The 21,001-nt window shown below is 43.8% G+C and carries 16 protein-coding genes and 1 rRNA gene; 7 read left to right on the top strand and 10 right to left on the bottom strand.

Translation table 11 applies throughout. From position 1 onward, the window contains the following. Window positions 1–679 (bottom strand): 16S ribosomal RNA (locus AC1WMD_RS14725); the annotation flags it as partial. Between the two features lie 500 nt (window positions 680–1,179). Continuing rightward, window positions 1,180–2,052 carry a nucleotidyltransferase-like protein gene (locus AC1WMD_RS14730; protein ID WP_494257797.1) on the bottom strand — a complete coding sequence of 291 codons (873 nt, stop codon included), beginning with the start codon at window positions 2,050–2,052 and terminating at the stop codon, window positions 1,180–1,182. Window positions 2,053–2,223: 171 nt separating this feature from the next. Here AC1WMD_RS14730 and AC1WMD_RS14735 point away from each other — a divergent pair, with 171 nt between their 5' ends. Further along, the gene (locus AC1WMD_RS14735) at window positions 2,224–2,577 is read left to right on the top strand and encodes a YgzB family protein (RefSeq protein WP_043903597.1); all 354 of its coding nucleotides are present in this window, start codon (window positions 2,224–2,226) and stop codon (window positions 2,575–2,577) included. Between the two features lie 25 nt (window positions 2,578–2,602). On the opposite strand, the gene perR is transcribed toward AC1WMD_RS14735, so the two are convergent. The 3 genes from perR to AC1WMD_RS14750 all read right to left on the bottom strand — a co-directional run bounded on the left by perR (window position 2,603) and on the right by AC1WMD_RS14750 (window position 4,242). Further along, on the bottom strand, window positions 2,603–3,055 hold the full coding sequence (gene perR, locus AC1WMD_RS14740) for a peroxide-responsive transcriptional repressor PerR (RefSeq protein ID WP_043903596.1): 453 nt from the start codon (window positions 3,053–3,055) through the stop codon (window positions 2,603–2,605). A gap of 246 nt (window positions 3,056–3,301) precedes the next feature. Then, window positions 3,302–3,772, bottom strand: a complete 471-nt coding sequence (gene bcp, locus AC1WMD_RS14745) for a thioredoxin-dependent thiol peroxidase (protein WP_494257799.1) — start codon at window positions 3,770–3,772, stop codon at window positions 3,302–3,304. A 53-nt stretch (window positions 3,773–3,825) separates the two neighbouring features. Then, window positions 3,826–4,242, bottom strand: coding sequence for a potassium channel family protein (locus AC1WMD_RS14750; protein ID WP_043903595.1), 417 nt, complete (start codon window positions 4,240–4,242; stop codon window positions 3,826–3,828). 118 nt (window positions 4,243–4,360) lie between these two features. On the opposite strand from AC1WMD_RS14750, the gene AC1WMD_RS14755 reads away from it, so the two are divergent. From AC1WMD_RS14755 to AC1WMD_RS14770, 4 genes are all read left to right on the top strand, one after another. Beyond that, on the top strand, window positions 4,361–5,062 hold the full coding sequence (locus AC1WMD_RS14755; RefSeq protein ID WP_043903594.1) for a response regulator transcription factor: 702 nt from the start codon (window positions 4,361–4,363) through the stop codon (window positions 5,060–5,062). After that, entirely contained in the window at window positions 5,059–6,081 is a 1,023-nt protein-coding gene (locus AC1WMD_RS14760; protein ID WP_043903593.1) for a sensor histidine kinase, read from the top strand. The genes AC1WMD_RS14755 and AC1WMD_RS14760 overlap by 4 nt, the downstream gene beginning before the upstream one ends. 94 nt (window positions 6,082–6,175) lie before the next feature. Continuing rightward, on the top strand, window positions 6,176–6,955 hold the full coding sequence (locus AC1WMD_RS14765; RefSeq protein WP_043903592.1) for an ABC transporter ATP-binding protein: 780 nt from the start codon (window positions 6,176–6,178) through the stop codon (window positions 6,953–6,955). Further along, window positions 6,927–8,846 (top strand): FtsX-like permease family protein, encoded by a 1,920-nt coding sequence (locus AC1WMD_RS14770; RefSeq protein ID WP_494257801.1) that lies wholly within the window; start codon window positions 6,927–6,929, stop codon window positions 8,844–8,846. The genes AC1WMD_RS14765 and AC1WMD_RS14770 overlap by 29 nt, the downstream gene beginning before the upstream one ends. A gap of 146 nt (window positions 8,847–8,992) precedes the next feature. Here the strand turns inward: AC1WMD_RS14770 and AC1WMD_RS14775 are convergent, their stop codons facing one another. The 5 genes from AC1WMD_RS14775 to AC1WMD_RS14795 form a co-directional block, all read right to left on the bottom strand. Then, complete coding sequence (locus AC1WMD_RS14775; protein WP_043903590.1) at window positions 8,993–10,618, bottom strand: L-lactate permease; 1,626 nt, start codon at window positions 10,616–10,618, stop codon at window positions 8,993–8,995. Window positions 10,619–10,654: 36 nt separating this feature from the next. Then, window positions 10,655–11,614, bottom strand: a complete 960-nt coding sequence (locus AC1WMD_RS14780) for an L-lactate dehydrogenase (protein ID WP_494257803.1) — start codon at window positions 11,612–11,614, stop codon at window positions 10,655–10,657. Between the two features lie 251 nt (window positions 11,615–11,865). Beyond that, window positions 11,866–12,651 carry an ABC transporter permease gene (locus AC1WMD_RS14785; RefSeq protein WP_043903588.1) on the bottom strand — a complete coding sequence of 262 codons (786 nt, stop codon included), beginning with the start codon at window positions 12,649–12,651 and terminating at the stop codon, window positions 11,866–11,868. A 3-nt stretch (window positions 12,652–12,654) separates the two neighbouring features. After that, window positions 12,655–13,446 (bottom strand): ABC transporter permease, encoded by a 792-nt coding sequence (locus AC1WMD_RS14790; protein WP_494257805.1) that lies wholly within the window; start codon window positions 13,444–13,446, stop codon window positions 12,655–12,657. Beyond that, window positions 13,439–14,443 carry an ABC transporter ATP-binding protein gene (locus AC1WMD_RS14795; protein WP_494257807.1) on the bottom strand — a complete coding sequence of 335 codons (1,005 nt, stop codon included), beginning with the start codon at window positions 14,441–14,443 and terminating at the stop codon, window positions 13,439–13,441. Before AC1WMD_RS14795 ends, AC1WMD_RS14790 begins: the two co-directional genes overlap by 8 nt. Window positions 14,444–14,764: 321 nt before the next feature. Between AC1WMD_RS14795 and AC1WMD_RS14800 the strand changes: the two genes are divergently transcribed. Further along, a complete protein-coding gene (locus AC1WMD_RS14800) occupies window positions 14,765–16,060 on the top strand; it encodes a glutamate-1-semialdehyde 2,1-aminomutase (protein WP_494257808.1) in 1,296 nt (431 codons plus the stop codon). 430 nt (window positions 16,061–16,490) lie between these two features. Further along, window positions 16,491–20,963, top strand: coding sequence for a glutamate synthase-related protein (locus AC1WMD_RS14805; protein WP_494257809.1), 4,473 nt, complete (start codon window positions 16,491–16,493; stop codon window positions 20,961–20,963). Window positions 20,964–21,001 lie beyond the last annotated feature (38 nt).

Genomic DNA, 21,001 nt, shown 5'->3' on the forward strand with positions numbered 1-21,001 from the left:
TCTCCTCTTCTGCACTCAAGTCCCCCAGTTTCCAATGACCCTCCACGGTTGAGCCGTGGGCTTTCACATCAGACTTAAGGGACCGCCTGCGCGCGCTTTACGCCCAATAATTCCGGACAACGCTCGCCCCCTACGTATTACCGCGGCTGCTGGCACGTAGTTAGCCGGGGCTTTCTCGTTAGGTACCGTCACCGTACCGCCCTATTCGAACGGTACTTCTTCTTCCCTAACAACAGAGCTTTACGATCCGAAGACCTTCTTCGCTCACGCGGCGTCGCTCCGTCAGACTTTCGTCCATTGCGGAAGATTCCCTACTGCTGCCTCCCGTAGGAGTCTGGGCCGTGTCTCAGTCCCAGTGTGGCCGGTCACCCTCTCAGGCCGGCTACGCATCGTCGCCTTGGTGAGCCGTTACCTCACCAACTAGCTAATGCGCCGCGGGCCCATCCGTAAGTGACAGCCAAAGCCGCCTTTCAACCAAAGACCATGCGGTCTTCGGTGTTATCCGGTATTAGCTCCGGTTTCCCGGAGTTATCCCGGTCTTACGGGTAGGTTGCCCACGTGTTACTCACCCGTCCGCCGCTAACCAAACAAGAGCAAGCTCTTGTTCGGTCCGCTCGACTTGCATGTATTAGGCACGCCGCCAGCGTTCGTCCTGAGCCAGGATCAAACTCTCCATAGAAAGTTGATTGGCTTATTCCCAAGCTTCAGCACCGACACCATAACGTGTCAAGTCGCCTTCGCTTTTCTTATTGTCCAGCTTCAGCGCCTAGCTCTCTTGCGCCAAATAACCTTCCCCCTCTAAGTGCAAGCACTTCTGCGGATGAAGAACATTTGGCTTCGAGAGCTGATCTCGGCGCTTCAGCTTTTCTATGTGGACGCTTCGTTTTGTTCAGTTTTCAAGGAACATTTTCCGTCGTCAAAGCGACTTTTTTATTTTAATATTTTTATTCTCTGTTGTCAACTGTTTTTTTTGTTTTTTTATTAACGCCTCGCAACAATCTCGATTGCGACGACGTTTCATAATATACCATCTCTTTTTTCACAAGTCAATAACATTTTTTATTTTTCGCGATAACAAAAAAATAAACAGCCCTTTTACCGGTGAAAAGCAAGGCTGTCATGCTTTCCAAAACAAAATCCTCTCCCGCCAACATGCAAAAAATGCATGTCCTCCTCCGGCTATTCGTTTTGAATTGAATAACAACGATGATATATACGACGACTTTTTGTCGGTATCTCTTCTACGGACAAAACTTTTTTCTCCGCTAAATATTCCAACATGATAATAAGATCTACAGAATACGGAGAAAGCTCTGGATGCTGCACAATTTCAGCAATGCTCCATGCCCCTTCTTTTTCACCTAACACTTTACACAAATGAGCGGCTCCTGATGAAATTCGCGAATGAATTAAAAATTCGCTTGCTAAAAATAAAAGCTCTAACCGTTTTTGCAACGGTTCTTCACTGCTCACAAGCTCCTCATACAACTTATAAATTTGTGCATCGATTTGTTTTACTTGGTCCCATACCGTTACTTCCGGATAAAATCCTTGTTCGATCACAGCCAGTCTTGCTAGGTGATGTAACGCATGAATAACATGATTATATGCATCTAACAATTGCCCTGCGTCAAAAAACGCCCTTCCGTCCATATAACGACGAATCAACTTTGCAAATTCTAATCCCATTTTTAATTGCCGCGTTTCCTCTGGAAAATCCTTCATACGGTTTCGCAGATGATGTATATAATCATTTCGGTCAAACAAAACTTTCCCGTTGAATATCCAGTCAATCACTTTTCGATGAGAACCGAGAAGAAGCCATTCATTTAGCTTTGCTTCACTAACTGCATATAAAGCCGCTTTTTCTTCACCTAATGCATAATGTTTTATAAAGACGGGAACATCCCCATCAATAGTAACTACTAATAAAACCTTATCAAACGTATCGGTGACCGCTGAATTATTTCCTTTCTTTTCAATCATTAAAATCCCTAATGTATCGCGGCGGCTAGCCCATTCTTGGTAGATGGGACGAAGCAAATCCTCCATAATCGTTTCCTCCATCTCCTTTATGCTGTCATTGGTTATTCGACAAAAAACGAAAAAATCCTCCTTTATTGTTTGGTCAAACGAAATAAAAACATGTATGGGAAGAAAAATGTTAAAATTAACGGATTTTCGGCACTTTATGGTATAGTGGTGTATATAGGAGGGACAAGCATGGGCATTAAATATTCGAGCAAAATCAACAAAATTCGTACATTCGCCTTAAGCTTAATCTTTGTCGGCATTTTTGTCATGTATATAGGTATATTTTTCCGTACCTCTCCTTTAGTGATGACGCTGTTTATGATCTTAGGACTTCTTTTTATCATCGCTAGCACGGTCGTTTATTTTTGGATTGGAACATTATCAACAAGAGCAGTACAGGTAGTATGTCCTTCTTGTGGCAAAGTGACAAAAATGCTTGGCAAAGTAGACTTATGTATGTTTTGCAGCGAACCGTTAACATTAGATCCGGAGTTAGAAGGTAAAGAGTTTGATGAAAAGTATAACAAAAAAAGAAAAAGCTGATAGCCATTTTCCCGCTATCAGCTTTTTAATGTCGGCGATGTCCGCTTTTCTGGCAATCCGGACATGTTCCGTAGATCTCCATGCGGTGGTGATCTACTTTAAATCCGGTTACATGTGCGGCAAGCTGCTCTACTTCATCCAACGCTGGGTAGTGGAAATCGACAATTTTGCCGCATTGTTCACAAATAACATGGTAATGGTTTGATGTGACAAAATCAAAGCGGCTTGATGCATCACCATATGTCAATTCTTTCACTAATCCGATCTCTTTAAAAACACGCAAATTGTTATAGACGGTTGCTACGCTCATGTTTGGAAATTTTCCTTCCAGCGCTTTATATATTTCATCTGCCGTCGGGTGTGACATTGAATTAATTAAATATTCCAATATCGCATGACGTTGCGGAGTGATGCGTATTCCCGTCTGCTTTAACATATCAAGCGCTTCTTTTAACTGCTGGTTGTCAGACACCGTCATGCACCTCACTTCTTTAAAAATAAAAAGAATTATTATTTTATAATTTTTATAATTAGTCTACAAGTATTTTATGCTACTTGTCAATATTCGTATCATTAATATATGAATTTGTCATATTTTTTAACAAAAAAATGTGCGGAAGAACGTTCCGCACCAATGTCGCCCTTTCATTCATTTGAGGAGGTTACTATCCATCATACGCAGCCTTTTTTGTTTTGTATGGACTTCTACCCAATTAACGGTACGTTAATGCAAATTTTTAGAGATATACTCGAGTGCCTCCTCAACATGGCCCTTTACTTTGACGCCTCTCCATTCCTTTACCAGCTTGCCATCGCGATCGATAATAAACGTCGATCGCTCGATGCCCATATATTCTTTGCCAAAGTTTTTCTTTTGCTTCCAAACGCCGTACATTTCCGCTACCTCGTGTTGCTCATCGGCAAGCAGCAAAAACGGCAGTTCGTACTTTTCGATAAACTTTTTATGCCGCTCGAGCGGATCGGTGCTAACCCCTAAAATAACTGCGTCCAACTTGACAAATTGCTCGTGATGATCGCGAAAATCGCATGCTTCTGTCGTACACCCCGGCGTCATATCTTTCGGATAAAAATATAATACGACATGTTTGCCTCTGAAATCCGAAAGGGAAACCATTTCCCCGTTGCTTGCCGGCAATGTAAAATCCGGTGCTAGTTGCCCGACTTGCAGTGACATCGTTTTCCCTCCAATGTATTGTTCTTTCGCTTTTAGAGTAGCGAAAGGAACGATCAATTGCAACGATTAGCTTCATCCCGATCCATCATCGTACGGGCAACAAGCACAGCAGGCATAATATAACCTAACAAAGCTTCAATGATGGCAATCCATCTTCCAATCCCCATTGGGGTAACGTCTCCATATCCAACCGACAATAACGTGATCCCGCTTAAGTAAAGACTATCTTGAAGTATAGAAAAACATTCATTAGCTGTTCCATTCGCCGATGGGGTAAATACGTTATGCCCATTCAGTTGAAGCACCATATATATAAGTCCAAAACCTAGCATCATCGTGATATACCATTGAATAAGGACAAATAAATTTTCTAAGGAAATACGACGAGTTGCTTTTACACTTGTCGTCCAAATAGACGTAATGCTTCCAATTAACACCGTGGCTACAATTCCAATGAATGCGTACTCCATCGCTCTCACCTCATACTTGTCCATAACCATATATACAAAAACAGAAAGTCGATTATTCCTATATAAGTGGATTCGATATAATAAAACATAAAGAAAGATTATGGAGAGGGAGAAAACAATGCATACGATTTTGATTGTCGAAGATGATGCTAAAATCGCCTCCATGCTTAAGGAACATATTGAGAAATATGAATATCGCGCACATATTGCGGAACAGTTTGACGATATTAAAAAGGAGTTTATAAAATGTCGGCCTCATCTTGTACTGCTCGACATTAATCTGCCTCGATTTGACGGTTTTTATTGGTGCCGGCAAATCCGCACGATTTCCCTTTGCCCTATTATTTTCATCTCCGCGCGCAGTCATGAAATGAACCAAATTATGGCCATTGAAAACGGTGGGGATGATTATATTACCAAACCGTTTCATTTTGATCTGGTCATGGCAAAAATCAAAAGTTTACTTCGGCGAACATACGGTCCTTACGCTGCTCCTACAGAGCCCCATGTATATGAAGTATCAGGATTGTACCTGTTATATGATCGACATATCGTTCAATGGAAAGAGAAAACGATCGAGCTAACCAAAAAGGAGTTTACCTTATTAGAGCGTTTGGCAAAAAAATCCGGAAAAATTGTATCTCGCGAAGAACTGCTCGAGTCATTGTGGGATGATACGGAATTTGTCGACGATAATACACTATCCGTCAATATTACACGCGTTCGCAAAAAACTGCAGCAAATCGGAATCGAACAGGCAATTGAAACGGTTCGCGGGGTCGGCTATAAATTGGTGGAAACATGGAGGGATTCACAATGAAATTGTTTTTGCGCGAGCATATCCCGCTGACCGTCTTTCATCTCCTTCACACTGTACTTTTGCTATCGATTGTGTATTTATATATGCTCGAACAATCCTTTCATCCGTCTTTTGGCATGTTTGCTTATCTTTTTGTTATCAGCTTTGTGTGCATCGCAATGTTTTTAACATGGCGTTATTGGCGGCAATCCCATGCATATCGGTTTTTATCGTCCAACTTGCGGCAGTTAGATATGAGCACGTACCCTTTTAGCGGGTCTCCGCTACTGCATGCTTTTCAAAAACTCCTTCACTCGCAATATCGTTATTATACAGAAGAACTGCAAGCATTGCATAAAGAGATGGACGATGCATCATTATTTATGAACCAATGGGTTCATCAGATGAAAACGCCGGTTTCTGTCATTGATTTGCTTTTGCAAAACTTTGACATTCAAGACCAATCCGACCGGGAGTTTGTTAATAGCATGCGCGAAGAACTCGAGCGATTGCAGCACGGATTGGAGCTGGCCCTGTATTCGGAACGAATAAAGCGGTTTTCTCACGATTTTCATGTAAAGCGGCTGCCGCTAAAAACAATGGTCAACCATGTCATTCAACATTACAAACGCTCTTTTATTCGCAACCGCATTCACCCCATCGTGGAAATTCCCGAAACGATTTTCGTAGAAACGGATCAAAAATGGTTTCAGTTCGCCCTTAGCCAAATCGTCACCAATGCCATCAAATATTCGAAAGACGTTAGCAACCAAATCGTGCTTTCTGCTGTTCAACGCGAAAACGAAGTGTTTTTGTCCGTTCAAGATTTTGGAGTCGGCATTCCAAAACAAGATATCGGACGCGTATTTGAACCTTTTTTCACTGGTATGAATGGGCGCAGGTTTCGCGAATCCACTGGAATGGGGTTATACCTTGTCAAACAAATTGTTGACCATCTTGGCCACGGAATTACCATTTCTTCTGAAGAAGGAAAAGGAACGTCCGTCACGATCACTTTTTACAATGTGACAAAAATGTAAGAAAACAAGCAGACATTGTAAGAAAAATCGATATGTTCACATGTTCTCCCTCCGTATAATCGACAATAGAAGAACATAAGGGAGGGGTTTTTTTATGACGATCCTGCAGGCAAACTCGATTACGAAAATATATCGTTCCAGCCAATCGGCCGCACATCGGGCGTTAGATAATTTCAGTTTATCGATTGAAAAAGGGGAATTTGTCGGAGTCATGGGACCATCCGGAAGCGGAAAAACAACCTTGCTTAATATTTTGGCAACCATCGATCAGCCGACTACGGGAGAAGTGTTGGTAGAGGGGAAAAATCTATCGCAGCTTTCGAAAAAAGAACTTGCTTTGTTTCGCAGACGGAAACTCGGCTTTGTATTCCAAGACTTCAACTTGCTAGACACGTTAACCATCGGGGAAAATATCATTCTTCCACTTACGTTGGACAAAATTCCTGTTAAAGAAATGGAACAACGGTTGCAAATGGTAGCTGCCACTTTAGGCATTGAAGGGATTCTCGATAAGCGGACATACGAAGTCTCAGGCGGACAGCAGCAGCGCGCTGCAATTGCACGGGCAATTATTCATGAACCGCTGCTCATTTTTGCCGATGAACCGACCGGGAATCTGGACTCGAAATCTTCAAAAGATGTGATGGAAACATTAACAGCATTGCATCAGGAAAAGAACGTTTCCATCATGATGGTTACGCACGATCCTTTTGCGGCGAGCTACTGTGAGCGCATTATTTTCATCAAAGACGGCAAATGGTTCACAGAGATACGCAGAGGACATAACCGGCAGGCGTTTTTTCAAGATATTCTGGACATGCTGTCACTATTAGGAGGGAACGTCAATGACATTTCGACAGTTCGCCCTTCATAATGTGAGACGAAGCTTTGGCCGATATGCCGCCTATTTTTTGAGCAGCACTTTCGCCGTCACTGTCTTTTTTATGTACGCTGCATTTATTTTCCATCCTGATGTAGTGAATGGAACGATTCGTCCATCAGTGCGAAGAGGAATCTTTGCTGCCGAAGTCATCGTCTTTCTTTTTTCTGTATTTTTCATTTTTTATTCGACAAGCTCGTTTTTAAAATTGCGTAAAAAAGATTTTGGCATGCTGACGTTACTTGGTATTACGCGCGGTCAGCTAAATAAATTAATCGTGATCGAAAACTCGATCATCGCCCTGCTTTCGATTGTAACAGGAATGGTGTTTGGAGCCTTACTGACAAAAATCTTTTTCATGTTGTTTTCTGTTATTTTAGACTTGCCATCGCCGCTATCTTACTATATTGCTTGGAAAGCGGTCGCCACTACCGGGATCGTGTTTCTAGTGACATTTGAGGCAATTACGATCTTGACGCTCATCACGATCCGTTCTTCGCAAATTATTGATTTATTAATGTCGGCGAAAAAACCGAAAAAAACGCCTGTCTACTCGATCTGGCTTTCGATGCTTGCGGTTATCTGCCTGGCAATTGGATACTATTTAGCCTATACCTCCAACATCGTACAAATGATGAAACGCGTCCTTCCAATTCTATTGCTCGTCATTATTGGAACGTACTTTCTATATACGCAAGCGAGCATCGGGCTGCTGCGATACTATAAAAAGCAAAAGCATTTCTATTATCGTGGCACAAACTTAATTACCGCCGCGGAACTAACATATAAACTGAAAGATAACGCGAGAATTTTAAGCATGGTGACGATTCTAACGGCGGTGACCTTCACTTCTACCGGGGTGCTTGCCAACCTTTATTTTGGCAAAAAAGCAGAAGCAGAAGCGCGGTTTCCGCATGCGATTGCCCTTATCTCAAAAAAAGAACCGAAAGCCTTTGAAAACAAATTGCAAATACTAAAAAATGTTTTACGTGATGAGCATATTCCTTTCACAAGTCATAAGGCCGCTTTCATTCGGGCATATAATCCTAAGAAACCTAACGATGATGTAATGCAAAACCTTGTTCTGATGCGTGTAACAGATTACAATCGATTCGCGGATTTGGCCGGTCAGCCGCATATATCGCTACCAGCAAATACAGCTGCCTATATGCACCCTACCCCTGACCAAGGGTATGAACCTATTAAAGGAAAACAAATTGCGATCGCTATAAAAAATAGTAATGAGACGTTGGTGGTTCCATTGGCTAAATCGATTCCCCAACCAGCCATCAATCCTTCGGGGTTTATCGGATACATGTTAGTTGTTCCTGATCATTTATATGCTAAATTTCATCGTCTCGCAGCGGAAGAAACGATTCAATATTACACTGGTATATCATATAAAAATTGGGAATCAAAAACATCAGTAATCAAAAAACTGAACCGCGTGATTCAAAAAGATGATGTCGATTTCATCAATCGTTTAGAATTCTTTAACCAAATGAAACAAATTTTCTCCTTAATGCTCTTTATTGGTTTTTTCGTCAGTGTCCTCTTCTTTTTAGCCGCTGACAGCATTTTATATTTTAAGCTCTATAACGATTTAGAGCAGGACAGCAAGCAATACGAAGCGTTATCCAAACTCGGTTTAACATTAAAAGAAATGAAAAAAATCGCTGCGAAGCAAGTAGCAATTCTCTTTTTTATTCCATTTGCTATCGCTACCGTCCATGCCGGCTTTGCCTTTAAAATGCTGCAAAACATGGTGTCCGGCTCCGTTGTCAAGACAAGCGTGCTTGTCATTATCATCTTTTTCGTTGTTCAACTTGGTTACTATTTTTTGATTCGTTCGCTTTACACGAAAAAGATGGAGCAAGTAATGTAAAATGAACCTCTCCCTCCTTCACTCCGTTTAGAGGAAGGGAGACTTCTCGGGAAAATGTTAAATGCGGCCTTTTTCCGGTACATCAATCGGAAAAAGGCCGCAGAATATACCCGCCTATACACAATGCTTAACTTAATAACAAACTATTAAATTCCAATGATCGAAAGAACGTATGTCCAGACTCCCACAAACAATAACAAGATCAAGCTATAATAAACCGTCATTTTAAACAAGTTAGATTCTCTACCAGTCTCTTGCACCGCTGCTGTTGCAATGGCAATTGATTGCGGAGAAATGAGTTTTCCCATAACTCCTCCACTAGTATTGGCAGCAAGCAATAACGAAGAGTTTGTCCCTATTTGAGTTCCTGTAACCACTTGTAAATGGCCAAATAAAGCATTGTTGCTCACGACAGATCCTGTAATAAACACACCAAGCCACCCTAATAACGGGGAAACGAACGGAAATGCATCCCCTGTCTTCGCTAATGCTAAACCAATCGTAGAAGATAAGCCCGCATAGTTAGCCAAGTTGGCAAATCCCATGATAAAACAAATAGTTAATACAGGAATCCATAGTTCTTTACATGTTTCTTTTAAACTTTGTATTCCTTCAGCGAACGTAATGTTTTTGCTAAACATACTTGTGAACAACACCGCTAATAAAATCGCTGTACCTGTTGCTGACACAAGATCTAGCTTAAATATTGCATCTAATGCAGTCTGTGTCGGCGCCACCGGAGGAGTTTTTACGACTTCCCCATGTAAAAATGGCACTTTAAATAAAAGCGTAGTTTGATGAAGCATTCCACCTTCAGCAAATAGAGCTTTAAAACTTGGTAGACTCCATATAATAACGATTACCGTTAAAATATAAAAAGGAGACCACGCATTGATGATTTCTTTCAAGCTGTATTTAGATTTTTCTACAACTTTCCCATCTTGATTAACTCGATATATATGTGAAGGCTGCCATTTTTTTAAGAAAATAGTTAGTGCCCCCATACTGACAAGTGCTGCTAAAATATTGGCCAATTCAGGACCGAATACAATGATTGTCAATGTTTGCACAATGGTATAACTTCCGCTTACCACTAAAAGAGCAGGCAATGTTTCTCTAATACCTTTCCATTTATCTAAAATAAACACTAATAAGAATGGAATAACAAATGTGATAAACGGTAAAATCCAAGCAAGTGTACGAGATAACTCAAGCGAAGTTAAATCTCCCATTTGCGCTCCGACAATAACTGGAATCCCAATTGCTCCAAACGCGCCAGATGCAGCATTGGCAATTAAACAAAGAGCGGCAGCTTTTAATGGACGAAATCCTAGTTCCGAAAGTAAAGCGGCTGAAATGGCAATCGGAACGCCAAATCCCGCAGCTCCTTCTAAAAATGCGTTAAAGCTAAAACCGATGAGCAACAGTTGAAGCCGCTGATCTTCAGAAATGTTTGCGATACTCCCACGGATAATATCAAATTTCCCCGTTTTAACAGCGATTTTATATAGCCAGACGGCCATGATCACAATATAACCAATGGGCCATAAACCGTTCGCGATTCCATAAATGGAAGCGGCAATCGCCTTTGAAATCGGCATATGGAAAAAACAAACCGCTGTCACTAATCCAAAACAAAGGGTAAGAAAAGCGGCTTTTACTCCCTTCATCTTCAACACCGTTAAACATAATAAAAATAAAACAATTGGAAGCGCCGCAATGAATGCAGAAAGATATGCGTTATGAAAAGGATTGTAATGTTGTATCCACATGATGTTCACCTTGTTGTTATTCTAAGTCAGTACTTATTACTTTACCTCATTAAAATAACGGGAAAGAATGTCTTTTAATACGGTTACGCTATGATGAAATTGCTGTTGTTCTGTTTCATTTAACTTTATTTCCATTACTTCGCGAATGCCGTTTCGGTTGATAATAGCAGGTACACCGATATAAACGTTTTGCTCATTATATTGACCATCCAAATGAGCGGAAACGGTTAATATAGCATTTTCATTGTGCAAAATAGCACGTGTAATGCGGACTAGCCCCATTGCAATGCCGTAATATGTTGCACCTTTTTTCTCAATAATTTGGTATGCCGCATCCCGAACATTAACAAAGATATTTTCTAAATCCTCTTTTCTGCAGCTATCGTTTTGCGACAATATTTGCTCAACTGGAATACTTCCAATTTCCGCGTGACTCCAAACAGGCAGCTCCGTATCCCCATGCTCTCCGATAATATACGCGTGCACATTGATTGGAGCTACTTGAAAATATTCACTTAACAAAAAGCGGAATCTTGCCGTATCTAGAATCGTTCCCGAACCGATAACTCGTTCTTTCGGTAAACCGCTAAATTTCCAAGTAGCATACGTTAAGATATCTACTGGATTTGTTGCAACAAGAAAAATGCCATCAAACCCTGATCTCATAACCGAATCGACAATCGTTTTAAAGATATTAATGTTTTTGTCAACAAGATCGAGTCTTGTTTCCCCTGGCTTTTGGTTAGCACCTGCACAAATCACTACCAAATCAGCATCTTGACAATCTTGATAATCTCCATGCCATATATTCATTGGCTTCGGCGCAAATACTTTTCCGTGATTTAAGTCCATCACGTCGCCCTTTGCCTTCTCTTTATTCACATCAATCAACACTAGTTCATCCGCTATCCCTTGATTCATAAGAGCAAATGCATAGCTGGCTCCAACGAATCCTGTTCCTATAAGTGCTACTCGATTCATGCATTGTCTTTTCATAGTTGTCTGTCATCCTTTCCAAAAATTCATTTGTGAAACAATTCACAAATATATTGTGCATTACTTCACAAACTTTATCAAGTATCAACTATAAAATAAATTTGTCTTTTTTGTTAACAGTTTGCTCACACAATCACAGCCAATAAACGAAAAAAACAGTCTGTCATTATACCCTCCGTAATATCCTATAAAAAATAAGAGGGCGGATCCGTCAAAGGAATTTTTATTTCCTTTTGAATTCACCCTCTTTCTCAATTCCCCGCACCTCGATATCGCTTTACTCCTGCGTTCCATAAAACGACCGCAATCGTAAAAAAGATAACACCCATGATTGGAGTAAAAAACGCATAGTTGTACCATTCTTTTTTGCCAAGAAAATACGATGCGGGATATACTCCGACAAACGCAAACGGCAAAATCCACGTTAAAATATAGCGGATGAGGCGATGATAAATGTCAATCGGATAGCGTCCGTAGTTGCTGATGTTGTACATCATCGGCATAATAGATGTACGAGCATCGGCCCAAAAACTAATGGTCGCCAATGACACAAATACTCCCGCGTAAATAAGCGCTCCACCTAAAACAAACAGAATAAACATAAAAATGTCATACCAATGAAACGAAAGGGATAAACGCGCGCTTGCATACGCCATAATGATGATGCCCGTCACTCCGCCAAGCAACGATTCAAGTTCCATCCGCTCGAGAATAATTTGAAACAAGCTGTGCACCGGGCGCGTCAACACACGGTCCATCTCCCCGCGGACAATATAGCGCTCGTTAAAATCCCAAATGTTAAAAAACGCCCCAAACACCGCATATGGCACTAAGAAAAAGCCGTAAATAAACAAAATTTCCTCGCGCGTCCAGCCGTGCAATAACGACGTATGCCCAAACACAACGAGAAGAAACACAAGATTGACCGCCTGTGACATCAAATCAGAAATGAACTCAACAAACAAATCGGCGCGATATTGCAATTTGGTTTTCATGTATTGCGCCATATATTGAAAAAAGACCGATACGTAAAACACAACTCACCCTCCTTGAACGACAAGCTGTTTTTTCGCCGCTTGCCACAATAGCTGAATCGGGATGAGCAACAGCACGCACCATACAAGCTGAAACAAAAGACCGTGGATGATTGCTTGCCCTTGAAAGCTTCCTGTCACAATCATGCTTGGAATATAGCTAATTCCTTGAAATGGAAAGTATTTCATTACCTCTTGCGCCCATTCTGGGTAAAAGCGGATTGGCAAAATCAAGCCAGAAAAAAGATCGATGACGAACCGTTTTGCCCGCAACAAGCCTTCATTGTTGAGGGTAAAAAACGTCACAATTCCTGCAAGCAAATTCAACTCTGAATTAATAATAAAACTGAATGTAATCGACAATATAAAAAACAGCCATGTATGAACATCGGTCGGAAAACGAAGCGGCAAAAACAGCGCGATCAGAAGAATGCCGGGAAGCGAAAGAAACAATAAGCGAAAAATTCCTTCACCCAATCCTTGCATCGTTTTCATTCCCAAATAACTGTAAGGGCGGATGAGCTCGGTCGCCACCTTTCCTTCGCGAATTTCCATCGCGATTTCACGGTCGATATTATTGAAATAAAACGCACGCGCCATCCACGAAATGGCAACATACGTGGTCATTTGCTCCATCGACATTCCTTGCATCGTCGATTTGCCGCCGTAAATCGCTGACCAGAGAAAATAGTACGCGGCGATATTAATGGCGTAAATAAGAATGCCCGTATAATAATTGGTCCGGTAAGCAAGCATCATTAAAAAGCGGATGCGGATCATCTCAATATATTTATTCATGCACAACACCTTCTTCGTAGATGTTGCGGATAATTTCCTCCGTGGAAATTTCGTTAATGTTCATATCTTGAATCGAGTAGCGGGCGACAACGCGGCTGATCACTTCAGGCAGCAGCGCGGAAGGCACGTGCGCTATCCAGACGTTGTCTTGCTCCCCTTTTTTCCATATCACTTGCAGACCGTTCGTTAGTTCCTGTAAATCATGAAATGCAATTTCGCCCGCAAACGTAAATTGGATTTGTTTTCCCTCTCCCCATTTTTCTTTAAGGCGCTTAAGCGAACCATCGTAAATGATCTTTCCTTCATCGAGCATAATGACGCGTTCGCATAACGCTTCGATATCGGAAATATCATGCGTCGTCAATAAAATCGTCGTGTTGTATTTTTCATTAATTTCTTTTAAAAACTCGCGGATTTTCAGTTTGACAAGCACATCGAGGCCAATGGTCGGCTCATCCAAAAACAACAGCGGTGGATTATGAATGAGCGCCGCTGCCAGTTCACAGCGCATCCGCTGCCCGAGCGACAGCTTGCGCACCGGCTTGTCCAAGAGCGGACCGATATCTAGCGTCTCAATAATATGTTCCATATGTTGCCGATAATCTTCATCGGAAACGCGATACACTTTTTTCAAGAGCCGAAACGATTCTTGCACCGCAATGTCCCACCACAATTGGGAACGCTGTCCGAATACCACACCGATCGTCCGCACGAACTTTTCCCGCTCTTTATGCGGATTCATGCCGTTGACGATCACTTTTCCCGCCGTCGGCGTCAAAATTCCCGTCAGCATTTTAATTGTCGTCGATTTTCCTGCGCCGTTTTCGCCGATATAGCCAACGATTTCCCCCTGCTCTACGGTAAACGAAATATCATTCACCGCACGAATGATTTTATAGTTTCGCGTAAATAAATCGCGAAACGCGCCAATTAAGCCGGAGCGGCTCGAATACGATTTAAATTCTTTCCGTAAGTTTTCCACTTCGATGACGTTCATCGTTCTCCTCCTGCATAGGAATGAAGTTAAAAAAAGACATGGAACATACATGTTTCACCAAATATTGGTGTAACCGTCAATCGCAAAACGTTATTTATTCCCTTCGTTTCATACAAAATTCCTACGTATTGCATTATACATAAACGGAATGATATTTCATCTTTTTTGTTCTTTCATTATTTGCCATACAATGTCTGCGCGCCATGCTTTTTCCGCTCCCCGTTGAAGCATCTAATGAATAGCTGCTTCAAATGTACATTCCGGCAAATATGTTAGAATAAGAGAGGGAAAAATGATGACAATCATAGGAGGCTTTAGAACATGAATTTTACGAAATCGGAACAATTGTATCAGGAAGCGCTCAAGCATATCGTCGGCGGCGTCAACAGCCCATCCCGTTCGTATAAAGCGGTCGGCGGCGGGGCGCCGGTCGTCATGGAACGCGCGCAAGGCGCTTATTTTTGGGACGTCGACGGCAACAAATATATCGACTATTTGGCAGCATACGGACCGATTATTACAGGCCATGCCCATCCGCACATCACGAAAGCGATTCAGCGCGCTGCGGAAACTGGCGTCCTTTATGGCACTCCAACTCCTCATGAAATTACATTCGCGAAAATGCTAAAAGAAGCGATTCCATCCTTAGAAAAAGTACGTTTCGTCAACTCGGGAACGGAAGCGGTAATGACGACGATTCGCGTGGCACGCGCTTATACCGGCCGCGATAAAATCGTCAAATTTGCCGGCTGTTACCACGGACATTCTGACCTAGTCCTTGTCGCTGCCGGCTCTGGTCCGTCGACATTAGGAACCCCAGATTCCGCCGGCGTGCCAAAAAGCATTGCTCAAGAAGTAATTACTGTACCGTACAACGATGTTGACTCATTCAAACAAGCGATGGAAATATGGGGAGACCAAGTCGCCGCTGTGCTTGTCGAACCGATCGTTGGCAACTTTGGCATCGTTACACCAAAACCTGGCTTTTTAGAAGCGATCAATGAGATCGCCCATCAAGCAGGAGCGCTTGTCATTTACGATGAAGTCATCACGGCATTCCGCTTTATGTACGGTGGGGCGCAAAATTTATTAGGTATCGAACCCGATTTAACCGCGCTTGGAAAAATTATTGGCGGCGGTCTGCCAATCGGCGCATACGGTGGCCGTCAAGACATTATGGAACAAGTCGCGCCGCTCGGTCCGGCATACCAAGCAGGGACGATGGCAGGAAACCCAGCATCGATTCTTGCTGGCATCGCCTGCCTTGAGGTGCTGCAGCAAGACGGCGTTTATGAATATCTTGATAAACTTGGCGCGATGTTAGAAGATGGTATTCTTCACCATGCTGACAAATATGGTGTTCCAGTAACAATCAACCGCTTAAAAGGCGCACTTACCGTCTACTTTACGACCGAAAAAGTCGAAAACTATGAACAAGCGCAGCGAAGCGACGGCGAAATGTTTGCGAAGTTCTTTAAACTCATGTTAAAACAAGGCATCAACCTCGCTCCTTCAAAATATGAAGCGTGGTTTGTCACGCTCGCACATACAGAAGACGATATTGAATACACACTTCAGGCGGTAGAAAACGCATTTAAACAATTAAAAAATGCATAATTATACAAACCATCTAGGAAGGATCTCCTCCTGGATGGTTTGCTATTTTTATGAAAACGGTTACAAAAAACTTGACAATTTTGTGAATAATATATCCAAAAAAGTGAATAAATAATTGATTTGAACTTTCTGACATGGTATGATAAGTTATAAATTCTGAAAATTAAGACCGAATTTAATGCTTACCATTTGAAAGTCCGTCACTGAAATTATCTGGATGAAGTGGGGATCGGTTTTGCATCGGGCTGACAAGACAAGTATTTATCCATGAAAATCTAGCGGAACAAGAGGGAGCATCTATGCGAAGGTGTAGAAAAACTCTTTTTTGTATGCTAGAACATGCCGATTTCCATCGCGCAGAGGTTCAGGGAATACAACAGGAGGTGAACGGCGGAAGCGGGCCCCTCCCGCTTAATCACGCCACTTGCATATGAAACAACATTGGAATCCAAATCTTTTCAAAAACTTTCATCAGGTCGAGCATGATGCCTGTGGCATTGTCGCCGCCATTGAAAAACAGCGCATCCCGACACGCGAAAACATTATGACATGCATTGATGCACTTGTCAAAATGAACCACCGCGCCGGCTTCATTAACGGCGAGGGAGACGGCGTTGGCATTCATATGGATATTCCGAGAAAACTGTGGATGAAAAAACTCGCAAATGCCGGCCAAAACCCGGAGATTGCCAACGACGAAAGCTTTACCGTCGGTCATGTTTTCATCCATCGGTCTGCAGATGTAGACGATGTCAAAGCGCAAATTAAACAGCTTTGTAAACATTATGGATTCTCGTTGATTTTTGAATCGGACCGCGTCACTTCATCGAGCGCATTAGGACCAATCGCGCTTCGACAAGAACCGGTATTTTGGCAAATCGCCTTGCTGCCAAACGACAATGTACAGCTTTCGAAACGGTTATTTGATCTCGTTATTGACATCGAACAAGATGAACATGTCCATGTCGCCTCTTTGAGCAATTTCCACGTTGTCTATAAAGTGATGGGAGCCGGCGATATTTTGCCAAAATACTATCATGACTTGGCCCATCCGTTTATCGCATCGACCATGACATTAGGGCATAACCGTTACTCGACCAATACGCTGTCCAACTTTTTCCGCGTTCAGCCGTTTAGCGTATTAGGACATAACGGAGAAATCAACACGATCGCAAAGCTGCGCGAAGAAGCAACAATGATCGGCGTTCCGCTGACAAAAGACGGCAGCGACTCCCAAGATTTAAGCCGGACAATCGAAACGCTCATTTGCCGCTATGGCTATAGCTTATTTGAAGCGATGGATATACTGTTCCCGCCTATTTTGAATGAAATCAAGAAATATCCGCCACACTTGCAAGATTTATATGCATACATCCGCGAGGCATGGGGGCATTTCGCCCAAGGGCCGGCGGCGATTATCTCCCGCTACGCCGATGAAGCAGTATTCAGCGTCGACGCCCTTGGTTTGCGGCCGCTGTGGAAATTAGAAACGGAAAAGCGGTTTGTGTTTACGTCCGAACCGGGAATTATTCCAACATGCGAATATACTGGCGAACCAAAACCGCTTGCGCCTGGGGAAAAAATCGGTTTGATGTGGTCCGGCAACGGGGCTATTCAAGTGTTGGAATATGAACAATTTCAAGAAGAAGTATACACCCGTTTTTCGGGGCGGTTTGATATCGCAAACTTCCGAAAGCGCCTTGATGTTCCGAAACTAGACAACCATATATTTTCCTCCGCTCCGACCAGAGTGCATAACGGACAATATGCGGCATTTGGCTGGGACAGAGAGCATATTCAACTGCTAGAGCAAATGGCTGAAAAAGGCGCGGAGCCGATTCGCTCACTAGGTCATGACGCGCCGCTTGCAGCGATTGACCCGAATCGCAAAAATCTTGCCGACTTCATTAAAGAAAGCGTTGCCGTTGTCACCAACCCGGCGATTGACCGCGACCGTGAGATGGAGCATTTCTCGACAAGAACAGTGATTGGCAAACGGCCGTCTCTTTTTGCACAACCAGAAACATCATACACCATCGAACTGAGCTCACCGATTCTCATTGAGGGAAAAATCGGCAACGACTGTGCGGCAGAATTACATCATCCTTCGTACGACCAAATTGTTCATTCGTTCCAAGAAAAACAATTAGCGCATACTTTGTCAACGACATTTACAAGCGAAGAGACAATTCCACAGGCGCTAGAGCGTCTTTCTAACGAAGCATGCGAGGCGGTTCGTTCCGGCAAAACCCTGCTCGTTTTAGACGATGCAGAGGCACACCAAAACGGAAACTTGTGGATCGACCCATTGCTTGTTACATCGGTGATTGATCAAGCGCTAACAAAACAAGATTTGCGCCGCGACTGTTCGCTTTTGCTTCATTCCGGTGCAATCCGCTCTCTTCATGATGTGATCGTCGTCTACGGGTTAGGAGCAAACGCCATCAGCCCGTATCTCATGTTTGCGACGGTTGCAGCGGAAGAATCAATTACGCCTGTAATAAACTTATTTAAAGCGCTGAATAAAGGATTAGAAAAAGTCATTTCCACCATCGGCATTCATGAATTGCGCGGCTACAGCCGCCTCTTCTCGTCAATCGGCCTGCATGATGAAATTGCCGATGCGTTAAACATCGTCAACTTCTTTGGTTCGGATTCACTGCAATACGACTTCGCGGCGCTAAAACAAGACGCCATCGCCCGTGCCGAAGACTACGCCAACGAAAACGCCAAGCCGAGAAAAACGTTCCACCTCTTCCCGCGCATTTGGAAGGCGATTGGCGAAGTCGCGCAAACAGGATCGTATGACAGCTACCGGGAAAAAGCAAACGAGCTTGAAAGCGAAACACCGACAACCATTCGCCACTTGCTGGATATAAAGAAATCCGACAAGCCCGTTCCGGTTGAAAAAGTCGATATTAGTGTCGGTGAACATAGCCTGCCGTTTGTCATTGCTTCGATGTCGTTCGGCTCACAAAATGAAGTAGCGTTCCGCGCTTATGCGGAAGCGGCGGATCGCTTGAACATGGTCAGCCTAAACGGCGAAGGCGGCGAAATTAAAGATATGCTCGGCAAATACCCGCGCACGCGCGGCCAGCAAATCGCCTCCGGCCGTTTCGGAGTCAACGCGGAATTGCTGAACTCTTCGAATCTGCTCGAAATTAAAATCGGCCAAGGAGCAAAACCAGGCGAAGGCGGACACTTGCCAGGTTCAAAAGTGACGGCAAAAATCGCCGAAGCGCGGAACGCGACAATTGGTTCCGACTTAATTTCTCCGTCCAATAACCATGACATTTATTCAATCGAAGATTTAGCGCAAATGATCGCCGAATTAAAAACGGCGAACGACAAGGCAAAAGTCGCCGTTAAAGTGCCGGTCGTTCCAAACATCGGAACGATTGCCGTCGGCATCGCCAAAGCAGGTGCGGACATTATTACGCTAAGCGGCTTTGACGGCGGAACCGGGGCGGCACGCATCCACGCCCTGCAGCATGTCGGCCTTCCGGTAGAAATCGGGGTAAAAGCGGCCCATAACGCGCTCATAGAAGCCGGTTTGCGACACAAAGTCGAAATTTGGGCAGACGGCGGCATCAAAAGTGTGCTCGACGTTCTAAAGGTGATGCTGCTTGGCGCAAACCGCATCGGCTTCGGTACATTATCGATGATCGCGATCGGCTGTACGACCTGCCGCGGCTGTCATTTAGATACGTGCCACGTCGGCATTGCCACGCAAATTGAATCGGTAGCACAAGCAAAAGAACACGGGCTGCGCCGTTTCGTCCCGCGGCAATTCGAGGCTGCGGTGCAAGGATTGGTTAACTTATTCACCGCCTTTGGAAACGAGCTAAAAGCGTTAACAGCAGCTCTCGGCGTTACCCGCCTGCAAGATGTTGTCGGCCGCTCTGACTTATTGGAACAAACAAGAGGGCTGGGGCAAATGAATCTAGCAAACTTGCTTAAAGTGCTCGAGGTCGAGCAGCTGGCGCAAAAAGAAGCGGCCGCAAGCGCGGAAGAACCAGCATTGCTCGTGGCCGCCGGAGCAGAATATCTCGATTATCATGTGGAAGATTTGCATCGCTCCCGTGAATTTGCGACCGTGACATCCGAACAACGCGTTCTCGGCAGCCGTGTTTCGTGCCACCGCGTGCGCGGACGTCTTGATGGTTCGTACAAAAAATTGCCAAACGTCACCTTACGCTATACGAAAGGCTCGATCCCAGGAAACGGCCTTGGCGCTTATAACACTCACGGCATTCACATTCATGTTGACGGCGGCGGCCAGGATGGCGTCGGAAAAACCGCATTTGGCGGCAGCATCTTGATTTTTAAAGCGAAAGGAAAAGACGGAAAATTTTATAATGGGTCTGTCGGCAAAGGCTTTGGATACGGCGCGCAAAAAGGACTTCTCGTCGTGCAAGGAAACGCCGATGCACGCGCCGGCATCCGCCTCTCCGGAGCCGATATGATCATCGGCGGCCAAGTAACCTCCCCGCTTCCAGATGAGGAACACGGAAACATCGGAACGCGCGCCAACATTAAAGGATTTGCTTTTGAATACATGACAAATGGACGCGGTCTCGTCCTCGGCGATCCGGGGCCGTGGATTTGCGCCGGCATGACCGGCGGCGTCGTCTACTTGCGCCATCAGCCTGAAATGGGCTTAACCAAAGCAGCGTTAGAGCGCCGTATCGCCAAAGGAGCGCAAGTGCGCCTCGAGCCATTAAACGAACGCGGCAAAGCAGATGTCGAAGAACTGTTATCGACATACATCGAACTGTTAAAAGAACATGATCAGCACGAAGAAGCGCAATCATTGCAGCCGCTTCTCGAAAACTTAGAAGAACATTTCTTCCAAATCATCCCGACAAAAGAACAAGCCGACCCTTCGATTTCGACAGAATGACGAGAAAGAGCATCCCTGCTCACATCGGGATGCTCTTT

The sequence above is a fragment of the Parageobacillus sp. NEAU-HV-2 genome (assembly GCF_059115485.1).

Excerpts from the sequence above, each read along its gene's own strand:
- AC1WMD_RS14800 (WP_494257808.1), top strand. The coding sequence starts at position 14,765 with ATGAATTTTACGAAATCGGAACAATTGTATCAGGAAGCGCTCAAGCAT.
- AC1WMD_RS14735 (WP_043903597.1), top strand. The coding sequence starts at position 2,224 with ATGGGCATTAAATATTCGAGCAAAATCAACAAAATTCGTACATTCGCC.
- AC1WMD_RS14795 (WP_494257807.1), bottom strand. The coding sequence starts at position 14,443 with ATGAACGTCATCGAAGTGGAAAACTTACGGAAAGAATTTAAATCGTAT.
- bcp (WP_494257799.1), bottom strand. The coding sequence starts at position 3,772 with ATGTCACTGCAAGTCGGGCAACTAGCACCGGATTTTACATTGCCGGCA.
- perR (WP_043903596.1), bottom strand. The coding sequence starts at position 3,055 with ATGACGGTGTCTGACAACCAGCAGTTAAAAGAAGCGCTTGATATGTTA.
- AC1WMD_RS14755 (WP_043903594.1), top strand. The coding sequence starts at position 4,361 with ATGCATACGATTTTGATTGTCGAAGATGATGCTAAAATCGCCTCCATG.
- AC1WMD_RS14760 (WP_043903593.1), top strand. The coding sequence starts at position 5,059 with ATGAAATTGTTTTTGCGCGAGCATATCCCGCTGACCGTCTTTCATCTC.
- AC1WMD_RS14805 (WP_494257809.1), top strand. The coding sequence starts at position 16,491 with ATGAAACAACATTGGAATCCAAATCTTTTCAAAAACTTTCATCAGGTC.
- AC1WMD_RS14770 (WP_494257801.1), top strand. The coding sequence starts at position 6,927 with ATGACATTTCGACAGTTCGCCCTTCATAATGTGAGACGAAGCTTTGGC.
- AC1WMD_RS14765 (WP_043903592.1), top strand. The coding sequence starts at position 6,176 with ATGACGATCCTGCAGGCAAACTCGATTACGAAAATATATCGTTCCAGC.
- AC1WMD_RS14775 (WP_043903590.1), bottom strand. The coding sequence starts at position 10,618 with ATGTGGATACAACATTACAATCCTTTTCATAACGCATATCTTTCTGCA.
- AC1WMD_RS14790 (WP_494257805.1), bottom strand. The coding sequence starts at position 13,446 with ATGAATAAATATATTGAGATGATCCGCATCCGCTTTTTAATGATGCTT.
- AC1WMD_RS14780 (WP_494257803.1), bottom strand. The coding sequence starts at position 11,614 with ATGAAAAGACAATGCATGAATCGAGTAGCACTTATAGGAACAGGATTC.
- AC1WMD_RS14750 (WP_043903595.1), bottom strand. The coding sequence starts at position 4,242 with ATGGAGTACGCATTCATTGGAATTGTAGCCACGGTGTTAATTGGAAGC.
- AC1WMD_RS14730 (WP_494257797.1), bottom strand. The coding sequence starts at position 2,052 with ATGGAGGATTTGCTTCGTCCCATCTACCAAGAATGGGCTAGCCGCCGC.